Raw genomic sequence first — 20,257 nt, forward strand, 5'->3', positions numbered from 1 at the left:
GCAACGAAATGTCGGTATTCACCCCCCTGGAGCGTCACGAGCTCGAAGTATTCCTGGCGCCCTACGGGCTGGGTCGGCTGAAGAGCTTTCAAGGCATCGCCGCTGGTAGCGAGAACAGCAACTTCTTCGTCAGCCTGGAGCAGGGCGAATTCGTTCTGACTCTGGTAGAACGTGGCCCGGTCGATGAGATGCCATTCTTCATCGAACTGCTCGACGTGCTGCACGATGCCGGCTTGCCGGTGCCCTACGCCCTGCGCACGCAGGATGGCGAGGCGCTGCGCACCCTGGCCGAGAAGCCGGCGCTGCTGCAGCCGCGCCTGGCCGGCAAGCACCTGCATGAGCCCAATGCCCATCACTGCCAGGAGGTGGGGCGTCTGCTGGCGAACATTCACCTGGCGACGCGTGCACAGCCCATCGAGCGCCGCAGTGATCGCGGATTGGACTGGATGCTGCGCGAAGGGGCGGCCCAGGCCGGCAAGCTGCCGGAAGGGGCGCAGGCGCTGCTGGGGGATGCGCTGGGTGAGATCGAAGGGCTCAAGCCTCGCCTGCTCGCCCTGCCCCGTGCCAACCTGCACGCCGATCTGTTCCGTGACAACGCCCTGTTCGACGGTAACCATCTGGCTGGGGTGATCGATTTCTACAACGCCTGTTCGGGGCCGATGCTCTACGACCTGGCAATCACCCTCAATGACTGGTGCTCGCACGAAGACGGCAGCCTCGACAGCGTTCGCGCGCGCGCGTTGCTCGGCGCCTACGCGGCGCTGCGGCCTTTCACTGCTGCCGAGGCCGAGCTGTGGCCGACCATGCTGCGCGTGGCTTGCGTGCGGTTCTGGCTGTCACGTCTGATCGCCGCCGAGTCCTTCGCGGGCCAGGATGTGCTGATTCATGATCCGGCCGAGTTCGAGCGCCGCCTGGCGCAGCGCCAGCAGATCGACCTGCCACTGCCGTTCGCGTTGTAACACGAAGCGAAACGCCGGCTATTTGTGTGGGGTAGTGGCGTAGGGCGAACCGGGACGCCGGCCGCTCGTAGCGCCAGCGAACAGTCCGCCAGGCTATGCCCAGTTCGGCACCACGACGCTCCAGCGTCATACTGCTTCCGAGCGGCCGGCGTTCCGGACGCCCTACGCCCCTGCCTTTCGCCCTGCGGTGGATGAAAAGAGCGTCATCCACCCTATGTCGGCATCCGCGTCGTATCAGCTACCGCTGACCAACCCCGGCAGTTGCTCGGCCAGCTTGGCGTTGTTGATCGGCGCGCGGATGAAGCCGCGTTGGGTGCCATCCGGGCCGAGGATCACCAGGTTGCCGCTGTGATCGACGGTGTAGTTTTCCTTGCTGGTATCAGCCGGGATGTAGGGGATGCTCACTGCGTTGGCCAGCTTCTGCAGGCTGGCTTCCTCGCCAGTCAGGCCCTGGAAGTTGGCATCGAAGTAACCCAGGTATTTCTTCAGTTGCTCGGGCGTGTCGCGGTTGGGATCGACGCTGACCAACACGATGCGCAGGCGCTCGCGGGTCGCTTCGGGTAGCTGGCTCTTGAGCTGGCGCAACTGGGCCAGGGTCGCCGGGCAGATGTCCGGGCAGAAGGTGTAGCCGAAGAACAGCAGCGTCCAGTCACCCTTGAATTCGTTCACCGGTGTTGCCTGGCCATCCTGATTGGTCATGCTCAGTGCCGGCAGGGTGCGCGGTTGCGGCAGCAGGACTATGCCGGCATCGAGCAGGGCAGCCGGGTCGCCCTGGCCCTTGCTACTCAGCACCTTGTTGACGGTCAGGCCCAGTACCAGGGCAACGACGGCGATGAGAACGAAAACGGTGGTATGGGTGCGGGTCATAAGGGCCTTTACAGATTGAGCAGCAGGTAATGGTCGAGCAACAGGGCGATGAACAGCAGGAAAAGGTACCAGATGCTGTACTTGAAGGTATTGATCGCCGCGTGCGGCAGGCTGTCACGGTACAGCACCCAGGCCCAGTACAGAAAGCGCCCGCCCAGTAGCACCGCACAGGCGAGGTAGAGCGGCCCGCTCATGTGAATGGCGTAGGGCAGCAGGGTCACGGCGAACATCGCCAGGGTGTAGAGCAGGATATGCACCTTGGTGTAATGCTCGCCATGGGTGACCGGCAGCATGGGGATGTCGGCCTTGGCGTATTCCTCCTTGCGGTGGATGGCCAGGGCCCAGAAGTGCGGGGGTGTCCAGGCGAAGATGATCAGCACCAGCAGCAACGGCTCGGCGCTCAGATGACCGGTGGCGGCGACCCAGCCCAGCAGCGGTGGCGCGGCGCCGGCCAGGCCGCCGATGACGATGTTCTGCGGCGTGGCGCGCTTGAGAAAGCCGGTGTAGATCACCGCGTAGCCGAGCAACGAGGCCAGGGTCAGCCAGGCCGTCAGCTCGTTGGTGAAGGCCAGCAGCAGGGCCTGGCCGGCCAGCGCCAGAAGCAGGGCAAAGGTCAGCGCGGAGGTCGGCGAGACGCGCCCGGCCGTGACCGGGCGCTTGTGCGTGCGTGCCATGATCGAGTCGATACGCCGATCCACCACATGGTTGACCGCCGCCGCTGCGCCCGCGCACAAGCCGATGCCGAGGTTGCCGAACACCAGCACCGTCCAGGGCACCCCGGCACGGGTGGCGAGGAACATGCCGACCAGCGAGGTGATGAGCATCAGCAGCACCACCTTGGGCTTGGTCAGTTCCAGGTAGTCGCGCCAGGTGGCGTGTGCGGCGTGGGCACGCAGGGTGGTGGCCATGACGACTCTCCTTTGCTTGGTTATTTACCGACCTGAACCAGGCCGACAGGCGCCAGCGTGTGCTTGGTAACGCGCCTTTCATTCGTGCTGCGCGTGGCCGTGGCCACCTTGCGCAGGCGGTAGTTGACCAGCACCAGTGTGAGCAACAGGGCAGCGCCGCCAGCGTTGTGAGCGACCGCAACCAGCAGCGGCAGGTGGAAGATCACGTTGCTGATGCCCAGGCTGACCTGCGCGGCGAGTGCCAGCAGCACCAGGCCGGCCAGGCGCGACAGTTTCGCCGCGTGCAGGCGCCAGGCCAGCAGCAACAGCGCCAGGCTGACGAACAGTGCGCCAAGGCGATGGCTCATGTGGATGGCCGTGCGCGCATCGCTGTCGAGCTGGCCGCCCAGGTAGTTGGGGCCGATGTGCTGGGTCAGGTGAAAGCCTTTGCCGAAGTCCATCGCCGGCCACCACTGGCCGTGGCAGGTCGGCAGATCCACGCAGGCCACGGCGGCGTAGTTGGAGCTGACCCAGCCGCCGAGGGCGATCTGCCCGATCACCAGCAGCAGGCAGGCGGCGGCCAGTGTGCGTAGCCGTGCTGAAACCTGCAGCATGGTGAAGCGGCCGGACAGGCGCAGCGTGAGCAGCGCCAGCAGGCTCAGGGTGGCGAAACCGCCGAGCAGGTGCGCGGTGACCACCTGCGGCCACAGCTTGAGGGTGACTGTCCACATGCCGAAAGCCGCCTGCACGATCACCAGGGCGAGGATGGCCAGCGGCAGCTTCAGCGGTTGCTGCGGCTGATGGCGCAGGCGCACGGCTTTCATTGCCAGAGCGAGGATGACCATGCCGAGGGCACCAGCGAAATAGCGATGGATCATCTCGGCCCAGCCCTTGGCCACCTCGACCGGTATCTCGGGAAAGCGGCTCTCGGCGATGGCCTGTTTGTGCTCGCTCATCGGTACGCCGAGAAAGCCATAGCAACCTGGCCAGTCAGGGCAACCGAGGCCGGCGTGGGTCAGGCGGGTGTAGGCGCCGAGCAGCACCACCACGGCAGCGAGCAGGGTGGCGAACAGGGCGAGTCGGTATCCGGGTTTGCTCATGTGCTGTCCTCTTCAAAGGTGGGACACAGGGCTTGCTCAACCGATCAGGGAAATTTTCAGCAGGTAGCGCAGGTCATCGAGAATCGCCTTGCCCTGGCTGCTGCTGTCGTAGCGCAGCACCAGGTTGCCGTGCGGGTCGACCAGCCATAGCTGGGCTCCGGGCTGGGCGTCGCTGGCCTGCTGATAGGTACGGCTGTCGAGGCGATAGCGGCCGAGCTGGGGATACTCGCGTTGCAGGGTGGCGCTGTAGTCGGCGCTCAATGGTTCGCCACTGGCCAGGCTGTGGCTGGCGCGTGATGTCTCGCGGTTGAGGCCGATCTGGATCTGCCGCGCCAGGTACACCAGGCGTTGGCAGTCGGCTTCGCAGGCGCCAGGCGTGGTGACCAGGATCTGCCAGCGTGGCGCCAGTTCGCCTTGCACGCCGAGATCCTGCAGGGTGCGCCCATCACCGATCAGCGTGCCGTGATAGGTGCGGGTTTCCGGCACCCAGAACTGCCAGCGATACATGGCGCTGGCCAGTAACATGGGGCCGAAGACGATGGCCAGCAGAAGCAGCAATTGCAGGCGCCCACGCCCTTTGCGTGGGGCTTCAGGCAGGGTGATGGCTGGGTGCATGGCGTTTCTCCCGTGCGTTGTGCACACCGAGGTAGATGAACAGGCCGAGCAGCGCCACCGCCATGGCGAACCATTGCACGGCATAGCCCTGATGCTTGGCCGGGCTCATGGCCACCACCGGCCAGTCGACCCGGTAGCTGGCCAGGCCACTTTCCAGGCGTAGCTCCAGCGGCAGGCCGCCACGACCGAGCCGGCGCCACAGCGCCGCGCTGTCGACCTCGCTGATCAGCTGTGGCCAGTCCTTTCCAGCCGTTGCCTTGCCTTGCAGATGCAGGCCGCCGGGCGGGGCGACATAGACCCAGGCATCGAGCTGGATCGGCCCGTCGGGGGTGCTGTATTGCGGTGCCAGGCGGCGATCCGGCCAGGGCAGCCAGCCGCGGTTGAGCAACACCCAGAGGCCGCTGGGTTGGTCGTAGAAGGGTTGCAGCAGCTCCACGCCGGCGCGGCCATCGCGGATGCGGTTGTCCAGCAGCAGGCTGTGCTCGCCATCGAAATGGCCCTGCAGGTGGACGCGGCGATAGGCAGGGTCTGTGCCCTGCTCGAGTTCCATCAGTCCGACCGGGGCGGCTTGCCGACGCGCCTCGAAGCTGGCCAGCAGCAGGCGCTTTTCTTCGGCGCGTTGCAGTTGCCAGACGCCCAGGCCACAGAACAGCGGCAACAGCAGGGCGACCAGGATGCTGGGCAGCCAGCCGGGGCGGAAGGCGCTCATTGGGCGCCTCCGTTTGGCATGAGCTGGCTGGCTATACTGCAAGGCATCGCCCAATCCCCCCGGAGTCTCGCATGCTCAAGGCCGCGATCGTCCTCATGCTGCTGGCGACCATCGCCAGCCTGTTCAGTGGCCTGTTCTTCCTGGTCAAGGATGAAGGCCGTGGTTCTCGCGTGGTCAATGCCCTGAGCGTCCGCGTCGGGCTGACCGCCATCACCCTGGCCCTGGTCGCCTGGGGCTTCTACTCAGGGCAACTGGTGTCGCATGTCACCTGGTAGCGACATGCCTCACAGCACGTAAACGAAGACGAACAAGCCCAGCCAGACTACGTCGACAAAGTGCCAGTACCAGGACGCGGCTTCGAAACCGAAGTGTTTTTCGGCGTCGAAGTGGCCCTTGTGGATGCGCACCAGCATCACCGTGAGGATCAGCGCGCCGAGGGTGACGTGGGCACCGTGGAAGCCGGTGAGCATGAAGAAGGTCGCCCCGTAGATGCCCGAGCCCAGGGTCAGGCCCAGTTCGGTGTAGGCCTCGATGTATTCCTCCACCTGCAGGAACAGGAAGCAGGCGCCGAGCAGAATGGTCGCGGCCAGCCAGGCTTTCAGGGCGCCCCGGTTGTTCTTCTTCAACGCGTGGTGAGCGAAGGTCACGGTGACGCTGGAGGACACCAGCAGCAGGGTATTGATCAGCGGCAGGTGCCAGGGATCGATCACCGCCGTGGGCGGCGGGAACAGCTTGGAGTCGGGGTTCTGCAGCAGCGGCCAGCTGTATTCGAAACCCTCCCAGAGCATGTTGGCCACACCCTTGTCGCCTTCGCCGCCGAGCCAGGGACCGGCCCACGTGCGGATGTAGAACAGCGCACCGAAGAAGGCAGCGAAGAACATCACCTCGGAGAAGATGAACCAGGTCATGCCCCAGCGGAACGAGCGATCCATCTGCGCGCTGTACAGGCCGCCGCGGCTTTCCCGGATCACATTGCCGAACCAGCCGAATAGCATGTAGGCCAGGATCAGCCCGCCGACGAAGAAGATCAGCGGGCCGTTGGAGGTCTCGCGCCCGGCGGACAGGTCATTGAACCAGGTGCCGACACCGGCGACGCTGGTCAGCAGCCCCAGGGTGGCGATGATCGGCCACTTGCTCTGGGCCGGGACGTAGTAGTTTTCGTGACTCGACATAGCCTATCTCCCTATGGAGCCGCCTGTGCCACGGGCGGTTTGCGCGCGGTGATATCGAACAGGGTGTAACTCAAGGTCAGATGCCTGACGTCCTGCGGCAGGTCGCGGTCGACGATGAAGCGCACCGGCATCTCGATGCGCTCACCCGGCTGCAGCACCTGCTGGGTGAAGCAGAAGCACTCGGTCTTGTGAAAGAAGGCCGCGGCCTTGGACGGCGATACGCTGGGAATGGCCTGCGCCGTCATCGGCTTGTCAGTCGGGTTGTAGGCGACGAACAGCATGTCGCTCGACTGGCCAGGGTGAACCCGCAGTTCATCGGCCTTGGGTGCGAATTCCCAGACCATGCCGGCCGCGTTGGTGGCGAGGAACTGCACTCGCACCTCGCGGCCGATGTCGCTCTGCTGGGTACCTTCATAGGCCCCGGCCGTCTTGCCATTGATGCCGAAGGCGCGGCACATGGCGTCGTAGAACGGCGGCAGGACGAATACGCCGAAGCAGAACATGACCACCACCACGGCCAGCAGACGGATGACCAGGCGCGGTGTGCTCATGGCGTTCATGAGACGCACCCACCTGGAAGAAGTTGGCGGGTTGCACCCGCCCTACCTGGACGTTTCATTTCACCTCCGGCGGCGTGCTGAAGGTGTGGTAGGGCGCCGGTGACGGCACTGTCCATTCCAGACCGTCGGCGCCGTCCCAGGGCTTGGCCGGGGCCGGCTTGCCGCCCCGGATGCACTTGATGACGATGAACAGGAACAGCAACTGCGTGGTGCCGAACAGGAAGGCGCCGATGCTCGACACCATGTTGAAGTTGGCGAACATCAGGTTGTAGTCGGGGATGCGTCGCGGCATGCCGGCCAAACCGACGAAGTGCATGGGGAAGAACGCCAGGTTCATACCGACGAAGCTCAGCCAGAAGTGCAGCTTGGCCAGCACTTCGTCGTACATGTGGCCGGTCCATTTCGGCAGCCAGTAGTAGGCCGAGGCGAAGATGCCGAAGATCGCCCCTGGCACCAGCACGTAGTGAAAGTGCGCCACCACGAAGTAGGTGTCGTGGTACTGGAAGTCCGCCGGGGCGATGGCCAGCATCAGGCCGGAGAAGCCGCCGATGGTGAAGAGGATGACGAAGGCCACGGCGAACAGCATCGGCGCTTCGAAGGTCAGCGAGCCCTGCCACATGGTGCTCACCCAGTTGAACACCTTCACCCCGGTAGGCACGGCGATCAGCATGGTGGCGTACATGAAGAACAGCTCGCCGGTCAGCGGGATGCCCACGGTGAACATGTGGTGCGCCCAGACGATGAACGAGAGGAAGGCGATGCTCGCCGTGGCATAGACCATTGAGGTGTAGCCGAACAGCGGCTTGCGCGAGAAGGCCGGGATGATCGAGCTGACCGCGCCGAAGGCCGGCAGGATCATGATGTACACCTCGGGGTGGCCGAAGAACCAGAACACGTGCTGAAACAACACCGGATCGCCGCCGCCGGCGGCATTGAAGAAGCTGGTGCCGAAGTGGATGTCCATCAGCATCATGGTCACGCAACCGGCCAGCACCGGCATCACCGCGATCAGCAGGAAGGCGGTGATCAGCCAGGTCCAGACGAACAGCGGCATCTTCATCAGGGTCATGCCCGGGGCGCGCAGGTTGAGGATGGTGGCGATCACGTTGATCGCGCCCATGATCGAGCTGATGCCCATGAGGTGGATGGCGAAGATGAAGAAGGTCACCGACTCTGGCGCGTAGGTGGTCGACAGCGGTGCGTAGAAGGTCCAACCGAAGTTCGGCCCGCCGCCTTCCATGAACAGCGTGCTGACCAGCAGACCGAAGGCCGCCGGCAGCAGCCAGAAGCTGAAGTTGTTCATCCGTGGCAGGGCCATGTCCGGCGCGCCGATCATCAGCGGGATCATCCAGTTGGCCAGGCCGACGAAGGCGGGCATCACCGCGCCGAAGACCATGATCAGGCCGTGCATGGTGGTCATCTGGTTGAAGAATTCCGGCTGCACGATCTGCAGGCCCGGCTGGAACAGCTCGGCGCGAATCACCATCGCCATCGAGCCGCCGAGCAGGAACATGCAGAAGCTGAACCACAGGTACATCGTGCCGATGTCCTTGTGGTTGGTGGTCAGCACCCAGCGCATCAGGCCCTTGGCCGGGCCATGGTGGTGGTCAGTATGACCGTGGTCGATCACTGCACTCATGTCCTTACTCCTGCGCCTTGGCGAAGTCGAGAATGTCCTTGGGCGTGACCATGTCACCGACATTGTTGCCCCAGGCATTGCGCTCGTAGGTGATGATGGCGGCCAGGTCGACCGGCGACAGTTGCTTGCCGAAGGCGGCCATGGCGGTGCCCTGCTTGCCGTGATAGACGATGTCCATGTGGCCCTTGGCCGGGCCTGTGGCGATGGCCGAGCCCTTGAGCGCCGGGAACATCGGCGGCAGGCCTTCGCCGGTAGGCTGGTGGCAGGCGGCACAGGTGGTGTTGTAGGCCTTCTCGCCGCGCGCCATCAGCTCTTCCATCGTCCATTCCTTGCTGGTCAGCTCGCGCTCGGCCAGGGCGGCCTGCTTGCGTTCACCCAGCCAGGCGGCGAAGTCTTCCTTGCTCTTGACCTCGACCACGATCGGCATGAAGCCGTGATCCTTGCCGCACAGCTCGGTGCACTGGCCACGGTAGGTGCCGGGCGCCTCGATGCGCGTCCAGGATTCGTTGACGAAGCCGGGAATAGCGTCCTTCTTCACCGCCAGCGCCGGCACCCACCAGGAGTGGATCACGTCGGCCGAAGTGATCAGGAAGCGCACCTTGGCACCCACCGGCAGCACCAACGGTTCGTCCACTTCCAGCAGGTAGTGTTCGCCCTTGGCTTCACGGTTGTTGATCTGCGTGCGCGGGGTGGCCAGGTTGCTGAAGAACTCCACATCCTGGCCCAGGTACTTGTAGTGCCACTTCCACTGGTAGCCGGTGATCTGGATATCCAGATCCGACTCGGAGGTGTCGTAGATGTCGATCAGGGTCTTGGTCGCGGGGATCGCCATGACCACCAGAATCGCCAGCGGCACGACGGTCCAGAGGATTTCCACCGTGGTGCTTTCGTGGAAGTGCGCAGGTTCCTGGCCGGTGGAGCGGCGGTGGATGATCATCGACCAGAACATCGCGCCGAAGACGATCACGCCGATCACGACGCAGATCCAGAAGATGGTCATGTGCAGATCGAAGACGGAGCGGCTGACCTCGGTGACACCGGGCGCCATGTTCACCGTCCACTGGGCGTGCGCCGAGCTCAATATCAGCCACAGCAAGAGGCCCATCCAGACTCGTGGATGTCGCATCATCGCGGGTTCCCCTCGATATTGTTCTTGTTATCTATCCCGCCGGCTGAGCCATGTGGGTGGGGTCGACTGCCACGTGACGGGCCTGGGCCTTCATGTGCCCTGCTCCGTCTCTACTGCTGGCAACTGCTGCCGAAACCTCGTGCCTGAGCCCGTCCGGTTCCATCAGGTACTGCCTTTCGAGTTGGAGTATAGACAGCGACCTTGAGGCCGCAATGTGCCCGCCTGGCCGCCCCGCTGGCGGCGAACGAAGCGGTGGACACCGCATCTGACGCGGGCTGGAGCGAAAATCGAGGCGCCGGATATAGCGCGCTCGCATAAGTATGAAAAAGTTATGACAATCGCGTCTTAGCCGGCCCAAGCCGCCAGCTAAGGTTCACGTCCATGTTCTGAGTTCATCGGAGTCGTCATGAACACTGCTGCCATCCGCCAGTTCATCGCCCAGGCGCGCGAGCATGAAACCGCCAGCCAGGCGCTCAGCCAAACCCTGCAGGCCCGCTTCGCCGGGCTGCACCCTGCCATTCGCTTGCCGGACGAGGATGCCCCCGGAGTGCTGACCGGCTTCGTCATTGCCTATATCGAGGAAGTGCCGGATGTGCTCGACGCGGCGGCCGAAGTGGCGCGCGAAGCCGGCATCGAGGAAGCGATCAAGCCGGTGCTGAAGATCGCCGAGCAGTTCTTTCTCCAGCCCCCCGCGCTGATGGCCGGGCACGAAGGGCTCGATGGCCTGCTCGACGAAGCCTATCTGGCGCATCGCCTGGTGGAAGAGGTCAACGACCGCTATATCGCGCATCTGGGGCGCCCGCTGATTCCGCTGGACACCACCCGCGCCAACCTGATCGCGCACCAGTTGATCGGCGAGCCGTTCGCCAACCAGCTCGACGAGGCGGTGCATCATGCCCTCACCGGCATGCTCGACGACGCCAGCTTCGACCAGCCCTCGGTCGAGGCCTACCGCGAACGCCTGGCTGCGCCGGATACCGAGTCGGCCTGGCTGCGCTGGCCCTGCCTGTCGCGCCAGTTGGGCGTGGATCTGCAGCTTACGGCGTGATTGCCAGGAGAATCAGCGACAGCGTCAGCAGCGAGCCGAGGGTGGAAAACAGGATCGCTCGTGACACCAGCGCTGCCTGGCGCTGGTAATACTCGGCGAGCATGAACGGCCCGGTGCCGGTTGGCAGCGCACTGAGCAGCAGCGCGGCGTGCGCCCAGAACGGTGGCAGGTCGAGCAGCACGAAGGCGATGAACCAGGTCACCAGCGGTTGCAGCACCAGCTTCAGCGCCACCAGCGGCCAGGCGCCCTTGGCCGGGCCGCTCTGTCGCTGCGCCAGGAACAGCCCCAGCGACACCAGCGCGCAGGGCACGGTCGCCGCGCCGAGCAGGCGCAGGAACTCATCCAGCGCTGGCGCCAACTGCAGCCCGCTGAGCGACCAAAGGGCGCCGAGCAGCGGCGCTACCACCAGCGGGTTCTTCAACAGGGCCAGGCTCACCTGAGCAATAGCCCCGCCCAGCCCCTTCTGGCTTTGCAAGCCGACCTCGATGCACACCACGGCCAGGGCGAACAGCACGCAGACCACGATCAGCGAGGCGATCAGCGCCGGCGTCATGCCGTCCTCGCCGAGCACCAGCACGCACAGTGGAATGCCGATGTAGCCGGTATTGGCATAGCCGGCGCTGAGCCCGTCGATACTGGCGTCGACCAGACTGCCGGTGCGCTTCCAGCGGTACGCCAGGGTGACCAGGAACACCGCCAGGGTGCCGCCGCTGAAGGCCAGCAGGAAGCCGGGCTGCCAGATGTGCGCCCAATCGGCCTTGGCCGTGAGGCTGAACAGCAGCGCCGGCAGGCCGAGCCAGACCACGAAGCGGTTCATCTCCGAGGCGGCGGTCGGCCCCAGGCGGTTGGTGCGTCGGCACAGATAACCGACCAGGATCAGGCCGAAGATCGGCAACAGCACATTGAGAACGGTGGACATCGGCACAGCCATTGGCGCAAAGAGGCCGAGCCTAGGGGCGCTGGCCGTCGAGGGCAAGCCGTGGCTGTGATTCCGCTGCCGCGATGGGCGTCTAGCATTGACCTGCCGGGTCAACCCGGCGCTGTCGCGAGCCCGAGCATGCAAGCGCTGTTGAACGAAATCCTCGATGAAGTCCGCCCGCTGATCGGCCAGGGCAAGGTGGCCGACTACATCCCCGCGCTGGCCAGCGTGGTGCCCGACCAACTGGGTATCGCCGTGTACGGCAACGACGGTCAGTTGCATGTCGCCGGTGATGCGCGCACGCCCTTCTCGATCCAGAGCATTTCCAAGGTATTCAGCCTGGTGCAGGCCATCGGTCACAGCGGTGAGGCGATCTGGCAGCGCCTGGGCCACGAGCCCTCCGGGCAGCCGTTCAACTCGCTGGTGCAGCTCGAGTTCGAGCGTGGCAAACCGCGCAACCCGTTCATCAATGCTGGCGCGCTGGTGATCTGCGACATCAACCAGTCACGCTATGCCGCGCCGGCGCTGTCGATGCGCGATTTCGCTCGGCGTCTGTCGGGCAACCCGGAAGTGACGGTGGACAACCATGTCGCCGAGTCCGAATACCAGCACCGTGCGCGTAACGCGGCGATGGCCTACCTGATGCAGGCCTTTGGCAATTTTCACAACGATGTCGAGGCGGTGCTGCGCAGCTATTTCAGTTGCTGCGCGCTGCGCATGAGTTGCGTCGACCTGGCGCGCGCCTTCGGCTTCCTGGCCAACCAGGGCTTCTGCCAGCACAGCGGCGAGCAGGTGCTGTCGCCCCGGCAGAGCAAGCAGGTCAACGCCATCATGGCCACCAGCGGGCTGTACGACGAGGCCGGCAACTTCGCCTACCGCGTCGGTCTGCCGGGCAAGAGTGGTGTCGGCGGCGGCATCGTTGCCGTGGTGCCGGGGCGCTTCAGTGTCTGCGTGTGGTCGCCGGAGCTCAATGCTGCCGGCAACTCGCTGGCGGGTATCCGGGCGTTGGAACTGCTCAGCGAGCGCATTGGCTGGTCGGTGTTCTGAATACGGGGCTGGATGCGCCAGCCCCGGGCCGACTCAGTCGGCCATTTCCCCACACAGATCCAGCGCCAGCCAGCGCTCGACCTCGGCCTGCGCCAGGCCGGCGCCAAGCAGGGCGAACAGCTTGCCCAGCGCCGCTTCACGGGTCATGCCACCGCAGGACACCAGGCCGGCTTCGGCCAGGCGGCTGCCGGCGGCATACACGCCGAACTCGACATGGCCCTGCATGCACTGGCTGATGGCCGCCAGCACCACGCCCTGCTCATGCGCTTCGCGCAGCGCCGCGATGAACTCGGCATCGCCGGCCGGGCCGGTGCCGCTGCCATAGCATTCCAGCAGCAGAGCGCGAGCGCCGCTGGCCACCAGCGCGCGCACCTGGGCGGCCTGCACGCCGGGGTAGAGCGGCAGTACGGCGAGGCTGACCGGCTGGCGCACCTGACGGTAGTCAATGGCTGCATCGATGCTGGCAGCTCGCTCGGCCTGGCGGCTGCGCTGCAGCACCTGGAAGGCGTCGAAGGCATCGCTGCGCAGTTTGGCGCAGCGCGCGCCATGCATCAGCTGGCCGTTGAAGTACAGGTGCACGCCCGGCGCCACGCCCTGGTGCAGCGCACGCAGCGCGCCGAACAGGTTGGGCCAGGCGTCGCCGTTCGGTACGCCTGCCGGCTGCATGGAGCCGGTGAACACCACCGGCACATTCAGGCCCAGCAGCAGGAAGCTCATCGCTGCCGCGCTATAGGCCAGGGTATCGGTGCCGTGCAGCACCAGCACGGCGTCGCAGCCGTCGGCTTCGACTGCCTCGACGATGGTCTCGCGAATGGCCAGCCAGTGCGCCTGGGTCATGTTGGCGCTGTCGATCAGCGGCAGTAGCTCGCGGAAGATCCAGTTCGGCAGCTCGGCCGGGTTTTCCTCGGCCTGCTGAGCACGCATGCGCGCTTCGAAACCGGAGGCCGGAGCCAGGCCAGCTTCGCTCATCTGCATGCCGATGGTGCCGCCGGTGTACAGCACCAGGAGTTTTTCAGGGGTCGCCATGGGCTTTCCTCGGTAAACGTCAGGCAAGAAAAAGGGGGGCAGCGCCCCCCTTGTTTCACGCGGGCATCAACGCTGGTAGACGCGATCGCCAAGTTCGGCATGCGCAGCCGGGGCATCCGCCGGAGCGTGCCAGGCCTTGGGATCGAGATCCAGATCGGCGTACTGCTTCGGATCGAACACCGGCGACTCGACACCGGCCTTGATCTGCGCGTCGTAGTCACGCATCAGGCGCAGGCCGACCTTGAACAGCAGCGCCAGGGCGATCAGGTTGCAGATGGCCAGCAGACCCATGGTCACGTCGGCGAAGGCGAATACGGTGCCCAGATCCTGCACCGAACCCCACAGCACCAGGATCACCACCAGCACGCGGTAAACCATCACCGGCATGCGCTTCTCGGTGAAGAAGCCCAGAGCGTTCTCACCCAGGTAGTAGTTGTAGATCAGGGTGGTGAAGACGAACAGCAGCAGCGCCAGGCTGACGAACACGCGGCCCCACTCACCGACCACGGCCGCCACGGCGGTTTGCGTCAGTACCACACCGGCCATGTCCGCGCCCGGCTGATAGACGCCGGACAGCAGGATGATCAGCGCGGTGCAGGTGCACAGGATCAGGGTGTCGATGAACACGCTCAGCGACTGCACGATGCCCTGCGCGGCCGGGTGCTTGACCTCGGCGACAGCGGCTACGTTCGGTGCGCTGCCCAGACCGGCTTCGTTGGAGAACAGGCCACGCTTGACGCCCATGATGATGGCCGCGCCAATGCCACCGGCAAACGCCGGTTCCAGGCCGAAAGCACTTTTGAAGATCATCGCGAAGGTGGCCGGGATGTGTTCGGCGTTCATGCCGATTACCACCAGCGCCATGGCGATATAGGAGAAGGCCATGACCGGCACCAGTACGTCGGCCATGCTGGCGATGCGCTTGATGCCGCCGAAGATGATCAGGCCGATCACCACGGTCAGGGCAATGCCGCTGGCCAGGGTCGGAACGCCGAAGGTGTCATGCAGTGAGCTGGCCACGGTGAAGGATTGCACGGCGTTGAAGCCGAAGCCGAAGGTCACCAGCAGCAGCAGCGAAACCACGATACCCAACCAACGCTGGCCGAGGCCGTGCTGGATGTAGAACGCCGGGCCGCCACGGTAGGTGCCGTCGGCCTCGCGACGCTTGTACAGCTGCGCCAGGGAGCATTCGAAGTAGCTGGTGGCCATGCCGACCAGTGCCACGACCCACATCCAGAAGATGGCGCCTGGGCCACCGAGCATGATCGCCACGGATACACCGGCGATGTTGCCGGCACCGACGCGGCCCGCCACCGAGAGCATCAGCGCCTGGAACGAGCTGAGCTGACCGGGCTTGCGCTCGAACGCTTCGGCGAAGATGCGGAACATGCTGCCGAAGTAGCGGAACTGGACGAAACGTGAGGCGATGGTGAAGAACAGGCCGAGACCGATCAGCATCACGATCAGCAGCTTGCTCCAGATGAGGTCATTGAGAAGATCGAGCATGGAGGCTTTCTCTCTTGTTGTTCTGAATGGGAAATACGCCTCTCTGGGCGGATTGCGGAATGGTTCGTGATAGAGGCCTCACTGGGCAATTTCGCAGATCGCGGCGAACTGACGCGAGTTGATGCTAGAATCGCGTCACTCGCATCACCTCAGGGCGGCCGTATGTCCGATTCCTTCGGCACCAATCTCAAACTCCTTTGCAGCCACTACCGCTCGATTGCCGAGGTCTGCCGCAAGCTGGCGATCAATCGCGCGCAGTTCAATCGCTACCTGGCCGGGCAGAGCCGGCCGACCGCGCACAACCTCAAGCGCATCTGCGATTTCTTCGGAGTCGAGGCTCATGAGCTGGCGCTGCCGGGCGAGGCGTTCGCTCGTCTGATGGGCACCCGCCATGGCGAGTTGCAGCCGCGTGCCGGCGGTGATCCGTTGCTGGAGCTGTTCGAGCCGCTGCGCGGCCATGCCAGTTCGCTGGCGCGTTATTGCGGCTACTACTTCGAGTATTCCAACTGCATGTCGGTGCCGGGGCAGATCCTGCTGTCGCTGGTGCATCTGCGCGAAGAGCGCGGCAGCTACGTGTTCGAGCGCCAGGAACGGCAGGAGCGCGCGCGCGGCGGCGTTGCCGAGGACTGGGTGCGCTGCCGTTATCTGGGCGCCGCCTTCTACCTGCAGGATCGGCTGTTTCTCATCGACTACGAGTCGCTGACCGGCAACGAGATGAGCCAGACCATTCTCATCCCCAGCTTCAAGAGCCACATCACCCGCCTCAATGGCCTGAAGACCGGCGTCTCCAGCGGCGACCGGCGCACCCCGGCCTGCACCCGCGTGGTCTGGCAATACCTGGGCAGCGAGATCAACCGGGTCAACGCCTACCGCCAAGTGATGCTCTACGCCCCGGATGATCCGCGTATCGACGACGACATCCGCCAACGCCTGGGCGGCGCGCAGTTGCGTGAAGGACTGTTCGAGATCGAATAGCCAGTCTGCAACTAACTCATTGAGACAAAAGGAATATTTTCCTGTCACAGGTGGCTGTGCCGGGCGCATTTCTTTATCGTGCGCGGCCTTCGAACCGGTTCCCCTCGTTCAGGTGGTCTGCCTCGCAGTCCTCGAACCGGCTCCATCCCTCTTGTCCAGGACGTATTGCATGCTCGATAGCACCCTCGCACAACTTGAAAACCTGGTGGCCGAACTGCTGCAGCAGAACCGACAGCTCACCAGCGACAACCAGCAACTTCGCGCTGAGCTGAACAAGGCCAGCGAAGACAACGACGCCCTGCAACTGCAATTGCTGGAGCAGGAAGAACAGCAGAACCACGCCGTCGCCCGTCTGCAGGCGCTGGTACAGCGCGTCGGTGAAGGTCGCGCCGAGGCATGAGCCGCGAGGGCGTGCGCGTCCTGCACCTGTTCGGCCGTGATTACTCGATCAAGACGCCGGAAGCCGGCGCAAATCTGCTGCACGAAGCCATTGGTCTGTTGCAGACGGAAATCGCCAGTAACGAGCAACGCTACCCCAAGGCCGCCGGTCAGGAGTTGCTCCTGCTCAGTGCGCTCAATCTGCTTGCCCGGCAGTTGGCGCAGGCTTCGGCGAGCGATGTCGAGCCACGTTTGCAGGCGCTCAATCAACTGATCCAGGCGCAGTTGCAGGATCGCGCCTAGGCCGACTCGCGCAGCGCCTGCAGACGTTGGCGCTGCTGCCCCTGCTGATCGAAATTCTCTGTCGCCAGCCAGCGCTGGAAGGCGTCGCGACAGCGCGGCCATTCGCCATCGATGATGGAGAACCAGGCCGTGTCGCGGTTCTTGCCCTTGTTTACCCGGTGCTGGCGAAACAGGCCCTCATGGACGAAGCCGAAACGTTCGGCTGCCCGCACGGAGCGGGTGTTGGCCGCGTTGCACTTCCATTCCAGACGGCGATAGCCCAGGTCGTCGAAGGCGTGCCGCGCCAGCAGATAAATGGCCTCGGTCGCACCTGCCGTGCGCTGCATGGGCGCACCAAAGGCCACGTGGCCAATCTCGATGCAGCCATCTTGCGCGACGATATTCAGGTAGCTGAATACCCCCAGAGCGCGGCTGCTGGCCTGGTCGATCACGGCATAGAACAGTGGGTCGCTGTGCTCGGTATTGTTCGTCAGCCAGGCATCAAACTGGCTGCGCTCGCGGAACGGGCCGTAGGGCAGGTAATCCCAGAGCGCCGGATCCGGGCCCTGCAAGGCGCGCCAGAGATCATCGCCATGACGCGCGACTGCGAGTGCCTCGAGACGCACGAAACGGCCCTGAAGCACACGCTGATCGGGTGTCGGGCGGGGTTGCCAGCTCGAAAGGTCTTTGGCCATCAGAAAAGCTTCCTGTACTGGATGAATCCGGAACGGTCGCCGATGCGGTCGTAGAGCATGCGGCCCTGGTAGTTGGTTTCCTGGGTCAGCCAATGCACGCGGCTGGCGCCGGCGGCGCGTGCCTCGGCGTAGATGTGCTCGATCAGCGCACGCCCCACGCCGCCGCCGCGAATGTGCTCGGCCACGAACAGATCCTGCAGGTAGCAGTAGTCACCGGTCGTCCAGCAACTGCGGTGGTAGATGAAGTGCACCAGGCCGACCGCTTCGCCGTCCTGCCAGGCCAGCGCGGCATGCATCGGCTCGGCCTCGTCGAGGAAGCGCTGCCAGGTGATGGCGCTGGTTTCAGCGGGTATCTCGGCCTGGTAGAAGCGCTGGTAGCCCTGCCAGAGCGGCAGCCAGGCGGCGTGATCGGCAGCGGTGATGGGGCGGATGTCGAGCATGGGTGCATTCCTTTCGAGGTCAGTCACTGGTGTTCATCTGCGCGGCCAGTTCGCGCTCGCGCGGGTTGGCTGACGCGGCCAGGCCGGCGCGCACGCCAGCCTGATCCTGCGGCGAGCGGTTCTGGCTGAGTTTCCATTTGCCCTCAATGCGGCGGATCGGCAGGGCGAAGCCGACGATGGCGCGCAGCATGGCGTCGAGGTATTCGCGCGGCGCATCGCTGACCGCCCAGGGCTGCGGGCGGCCCTGTTCGTGGTGGTCGCTGAGGCGGCTGACCAGTTGCAGCAGGCGCTCGGGCTCGTCGAACACCTCGGCTTGGCCCCAGGCATGCACGGCGATGTAGTTCCAGGTCGGCACCACCTTGCCGTGCTCGGCCTTGGCCGGGTACCAGCCGGGGTGCACGTAGGCGTCCGGGCCGCTGAACACCACCAGGGTTTCGGCGCCGTCCGCCAGGTCGCGCCAGTGCGGGTTGGCGCGGGCGAAGTGGCCGTACAGGGTGCCGAACTCGCCTTCGCCGGCTTCCAGCAGCAACGGCAGGTGGCTGGCCTGCAGCCCCTGCTGGCCGGCGCTGCTGAGCAGGGCCAGGCCGCTGGCGCGAATCTGCGCGTGCAGCGCTGTCAGGTCGTCCTGGCGAAAGGCGGTGGGGCAGTACATGGCAGCTTCTCCTGGCGTGATGCACCCATGCTAGGCAGGATATTGGTCTGACGTAAGATCCATTACTGATTACTTCGATGGAGCCAATCCCGCTGCCATGGCCAACACACCCGCCCTGCCCTTCGATCTTTCCGGCATTCGCCTGCAGCCTGGTCAGGGCCTGGCGCGCCAGCTCTACCAGGCGTTGCGCGAGCGCATTCTCGATGGCCGTCTGGCGGGTGGGACGCGCCTGCCGGCCAGCCGAGAGCTGGCGGAGTTGCTCGGCATTTCGCGCAACACCGTGACACGCGCCCTCGATCAGCTCTATGCCGAGGGCTATGTCGCCGGCCGCGTGGGTGACGGCACCTATGTCGCCGAACTGACGCGCCAGCGGCCACAGCCCGCTCCGCCGTCAAGCGATGCGCTCGGCAGCCCGGCCCTGCAACGCCTGCAGCAGCATCACCTGGCATTGCCGCCGGTGGATGCGCCGCGCGCGTTCCGCATCGGCGTGCCGGCCTTCGACCTGTTTCCCTTCGAGACCTGGGCGCGCTTGCAGGCGCGGTTCTGGCGACGGCCGTCACTGGCGCGTCTGGGCTATGGCGATCCGGCGGGAGACTGGCAGTTGCGTGAGCTGATCGCGGCCTATCTGCGTAACGGTCGCGGCCTGGAATGCGACCCCAGCCAGATCGTCATCACCTGCGGTGCGCAGCAAGCCATCAGCCTGTGTGCGCAGTTGCTGATCCAGTCCGGTGATCGCGTGGCAGTGGAGAACCCGGGCTACCGCGCCGCCGGGCATGCCTTCGCCGTGGCCGGCGCGCAGTTGCAGGGCGTGCCGGTGGATGCCGATGGCTTGCAGGTCGAGGCGTTGCTGCGGATAGGCGGCTGCCGGCTGGTCTACCTGACGCCGTCGCATCAGTACCCGACCGGTGTGACCCTGTCGTTGCCACGGCGCCTGGCGCTGCTGGAGTGGGCCAAGCGCGAGGGGGGCTGGATCGTCGAAGACGACTACGATGGCGAGTACCGCTACAGCGGAACGCCTCTGGCGCCGCTGGCCGCGCTGGATCGCCAGCAGCGGGTGATCTACGTCGGCACCTTCGGCAAGCTGGCCTTCCCTGCCCTGCGCCTCGGCTACCTGGTGTTGCCGCCAGCCTTGGCCGAGGCTTTCGCCCAACGGCGGGCGCTGGACATGCGCCATTCCGAGGTCGGCACCCAGGCGGTGATGGCTGAGTTCATCGCCGCCGGGCATTTCCAGCGGCATATCCGGCGCATGCGCCAGGCCGCCAGGTCACGGCGTGACACCCTGCTGCGTGAATGGCCGCAGGCGATCCCGGGTTGTGCGCCGTTGCCGACGGTAGAAGCCGGCCTGCACCTGTGTCTGCGTGTCGACAGCCTGGACCGTGAGCAGGCGCTGGTCAGCGCTGCGCGTAACGCCGGAGTCGAGATGAACGGCTTGAGCGGCTACTGGCTACCCGATAGCCCGGCGCCGGAAGACGCACGCGCTGGCCTGGTGCTGGGTTTTGCCGCCGTGCCCGAGGCGCAGATCGTCGATGCCGTGCAGCGGCTCCGGCAGGCCTGGAAGCTCTAGGGGAGTGTTTGTAAGAGCGGCTTCAGCCGCGATTTGTGTGCCCGTTTCCGGGCAAAAAAAGGGATGGCCGAAGCCATCCCGAAGTGGA

General features: G+C 65.1%; 23 protein-coding genes. 8 read left to right on the forward strand and 15 right to left on the reverse strand.

Translation table 11 applies throughout. The features are described from left to right. The first annotated feature begins 8 nt into the window (after positions 1 to 8). A complete protein-coding gene (locus ACODS1_RS08375) occupies positions 9 to 959 on the forward strand; it encodes a homoserine kinase (protein ID WP_489085268.1) in 951 nt (316 codons plus the stop codon). Positions 960 to 1,193: 234 nt separating this feature from the next. Here ACODS1_RS08375 and ACODS1_RS08380 read toward each other — a convergent pair whose 3' ends face one another. Genes ACODS1_RS08380 through ACODS1_RS08400 form a run of 5 tightly spaced genes read right to left on the reverse strand, consistent with a single transcriptional unit; the run spans position 1,194 to position 5,137 of the window. Beyond that, entirely contained in the window at positions 1,194 to 1,826 is a 633-nt protein-coding gene (locus ACODS1_RS08380; protein WP_489085269.1) for an SCO family protein, read from the reverse strand. Positions 1,827 to 1,834: 8 nt separating this feature from the next. Continuing rightward, positions 1,835 to 2,734 carry a heme o synthase gene (gene cyoE / locus ACODS1_RS08385; RefSeq protein WP_489085270.1) on the reverse strand — a complete coding sequence of 300 codons (900 nt, stop codon included), beginning with the start codon at positions 2,732 to 2,734 and terminating at the stop codon, positions 1,835 to 1,837. Between the two features lie 20 nt (positions 2,735 to 2,754). After that, entirely contained in the window at positions 2,755 to 3,813 is a 1,059-nt protein-coding gene (locus ACODS1_RS08390) for a COX15/CtaA family protein (RefSeq protein WP_489085271.1), read from the reverse strand. Between the two features lie 36 nt (positions 3,814 to 3,849). After that, positions 3,850 to 4,428, reverse strand: coding sequence for an Ntn hydrolase family protein (locus ACODS1_RS08395; protein ID WP_489085272.1), 579 nt, complete (start codon positions 4,426 to 4,428; stop codon positions 3,850 to 3,852). Continuing rightward, a complete protein-coding gene (locus ACODS1_RS08400) occupies positions 4,403 to 5,137 on the reverse strand; it encodes an SURF1 family protein (RefSeq protein ID WP_489085273.1) in 735 nt (244 codons plus the stop codon). The genes ACODS1_RS08395 and ACODS1_RS08400 overlap by 26 nt, the downstream gene beginning before the upstream one ends. Positions 5,138 to 5,208: 71 nt before the next feature. On the opposite strand from ACODS1_RS08400, the gene ACODS1_RS08405 reads away from it, so the two are divergent. Next, positions 5,209 to 5,412 carry a twin transmembrane helix small protein gene (locus tag ACODS1_RS08405; protein WP_322979968.1) on the forward strand — a complete coding sequence of 68 codons (204 nt, stop codon included), beginning with the start codon at positions 5,209 to 5,211 and terminating at the stop codon, positions 5,410 to 5,412. A gap of 9 nt (positions 5,413 to 5,421) precedes the next feature. Here ACODS1_RS08405 and ACODS1_RS08410 read toward each other — a convergent pair whose 3' ends face one another. From ACODS1_RS08410 to coxB, 4 genes are read right to left on the reverse strand one after another with little or no spacing between them, the layout of a single operon-like run. Beyond that, positions 5,422 to 6,309: a cytochrome c oxidase subunit 3 gene (locus tag ACODS1_RS08410; RefSeq protein WP_489085274.1), complete on the reverse strand. Its 888-nt coding sequence runs from the start codon at positions 6,307 to 6,309 to the stop codon at positions 5,422 to 5,424. A gap of 11 nt (positions 6,310 to 6,320) precedes the next feature. After that, positions 6,321 to 6,869 carry a cytochrome c oxidase assembly protein gene (locus ACODS1_RS08415; RefSeq protein WP_489085275.1) on the reverse strand — a complete coding sequence of 183 codons (549 nt, stop codon included), beginning with the start codon at positions 6,867 to 6,869 and terminating at the stop codon, positions 6,321 to 6,323. Positions 6,870 to 6,924: 55 nt separating this feature from the next. Next, on the reverse strand, positions 6,925 to 8,508 hold the full coding sequence (gene ctaD / locus ACODS1_RS08420) for a cytochrome c oxidase subunit I (RefSeq protein ID WP_322979965.1): 1,584 nt from the start codon (positions 8,506 to 8,508) through the stop codon (positions 6,925 to 6,927). A gap of 4 nt (positions 8,509 to 8,512) precedes the next feature. Continuing rightward, on the reverse strand, positions 8,513 to 9,637 hold the full coding sequence (coxB, locus tag ACODS1_RS08425; RefSeq protein WP_489085276.1) for a cytochrome c oxidase subunit II: 1,125 nt from the start codon (positions 9,635 to 9,637) through the stop codon (positions 8,513 to 8,515). A gap of 406 nt (positions 9,638 to 10,043) precedes the next feature. Between coxB and ACODS1_RS08430 the strand changes: the two genes are divergently transcribed. Next, complete coding sequence (locus ACODS1_RS08430) at positions 10,044 to 10,685, forward strand: hypothetical protein (RefSeq protein WP_489085277.1); 642 nt, start codon at positions 10,044 to 10,046, stop codon at positions 10,683 to 10,685. Here the strand turns inward: ACODS1_RS08430 and ACODS1_RS08435 are convergent. Beyond that, positions 10,675 to 11,604 (reverse strand): AEC family transporter, encoded by a 930-nt coding sequence (locus ACODS1_RS08435; protein WP_489085278.1) that lies wholly within the window; start codon positions 11,602 to 11,604, stop codon positions 10,675 to 10,677. The genes ACODS1_RS08430 and ACODS1_RS08435 overlap by 11 nt on opposite strands. Positions 11,605 to 11,742: 138 nt before the next feature. On the opposite strand from ACODS1_RS08435, the gene glsB reads away from it, so the two are divergent. Further along, positions 11,743 to 12,651 carry a glutaminase B gene (glsB, locus tag ACODS1_RS08440; RefSeq protein WP_489085279.1) on the forward strand — a complete coding sequence of 303 codons (909 nt, stop codon included), beginning with the start codon at positions 11,743 to 11,745 and terminating at the stop codon, positions 12,649 to 12,651. A 33-nt stretch (positions 12,652 to 12,684) separates the two neighbouring features. Here the strand turns inward: glsB and ACODS1_RS08445 are convergent, their stop codons facing one another. After that, complete coding sequence (locus ACODS1_RS08445; protein ID WP_489085280.1) at positions 12,685 to 13,677, reverse strand: asparaginase; 993 nt, start codon at positions 13,675 to 13,677, stop codon at positions 12,685 to 12,687. Between the two features lie 66 nt (positions 13,678 to 13,743). Next, the gene (locus tag ACODS1_RS08450) at positions 13,744 to 15,183 is read right to left on the reverse strand and encodes an alanine/glycine:cation symporter family protein (protein WP_322979958.1); all 1,440 of its coding nucleotides are present in this window, start codon (positions 15,181 to 15,183) and stop codon (positions 13,744 to 13,746) included. 162 nt (positions 15,184 to 15,345) lie between these two features. On the opposite strand from ACODS1_RS08450, the gene ACODS1_RS08455 reads away from it, so the two are divergent. The 3 genes from ACODS1_RS08455 (at position 15,346) to zapA (ending at position 16,839) form a co-directional block, all read left to right on the forward strand. Beyond that, a complete protein-coding gene (locus ACODS1_RS08455) occupies positions 15,346 to 16,158 on the forward strand; it encodes a helix-turn-helix domain-containing protein (RefSeq protein WP_489085281.1) in 813 nt (270 codons plus the stop codon). 169 nt (positions 16,159 to 16,327) lie between these two features. Next, positions 16,328 to 16,558, forward strand: a complete 231-nt coding sequence (locus tag ACODS1_RS08460; protein ID WP_489085282.1) for a hypothetical protein — start codon at positions 16,328 to 16,330, stop codon at positions 16,556 to 16,558. Continuing rightward, positions 16,555 to 16,839, forward strand: a complete 285-nt coding sequence (gene zapA, locus ACODS1_RS08465; RefSeq protein ID WP_322979955.1) for a cell division protein ZapA — start codon at positions 16,555 to 16,557, stop codon at positions 16,837 to 16,839. Before ACODS1_RS08460 ends, zapA begins: the two co-directional genes overlap by 4 nt. Here zapA and ACODS1_RS08470 read toward each other — a convergent pair. Genes ACODS1_RS08470 through ACODS1_RS08480 form a run of 3 tightly spaced genes read right to left on the reverse strand, consistent with a single transcriptional unit; the run spans position 16,836 to position 18,605 of the window. Then, positions 16,836 to 17,513: a GNAT family N-acetyltransferase gene (locus tag ACODS1_RS08470; RefSeq protein WP_489085283.1), complete on the reverse strand. Its 678-nt coding sequence runs from the start codon at positions 17,511 to 17,513 to the stop codon at positions 16,836 to 16,838. The genes zapA and ACODS1_RS08470 overlap by 4 nt on opposite strands. Further along, on the reverse strand, positions 17,513 to 17,953 hold the full coding sequence (locus ACODS1_RS08475; RefSeq protein ID WP_489085284.1) for a GNAT family N-acetyltransferase: 441 nt from the start codon (positions 17,951 to 17,953) through the stop codon (positions 17,513 to 17,515). The genes ACODS1_RS08470 and ACODS1_RS08475 overlap by 1 nt, the downstream gene beginning before the upstream one ends. Positions 17,954 to 17,972: 19 nt before the next feature. Then, positions 17,973 to 18,605 carry an FMN-binding negative transcriptional regulator gene (locus ACODS1_RS08480; protein WP_489085285.1) on the reverse strand — a complete coding sequence of 211 codons (633 nt, stop codon included), beginning with the start codon at positions 18,603 to 18,605 and terminating at the stop codon, positions 17,973 to 17,975. 97 nt (positions 18,606 to 18,702) lie between these two features. Between ACODS1_RS08480 and pdxR the strand changes: the two genes are divergently transcribed. Further along, positions 18,703 to 20,169, forward strand: a complete 1,467-nt coding sequence (gene pdxR, locus ACODS1_RS08485; protein ID WP_489085286.1) for a MocR-like pyridoxine biosynthesis transcription factor PdxR — start codon at positions 18,703 to 18,705, stop codon at positions 20,167 to 20,169. Positions 20,170 to 20,257 lie beyond the last annotated feature (88 nt).

This window comes from Pseudomonas sp. FG29 (assembly GCF_057809355.1).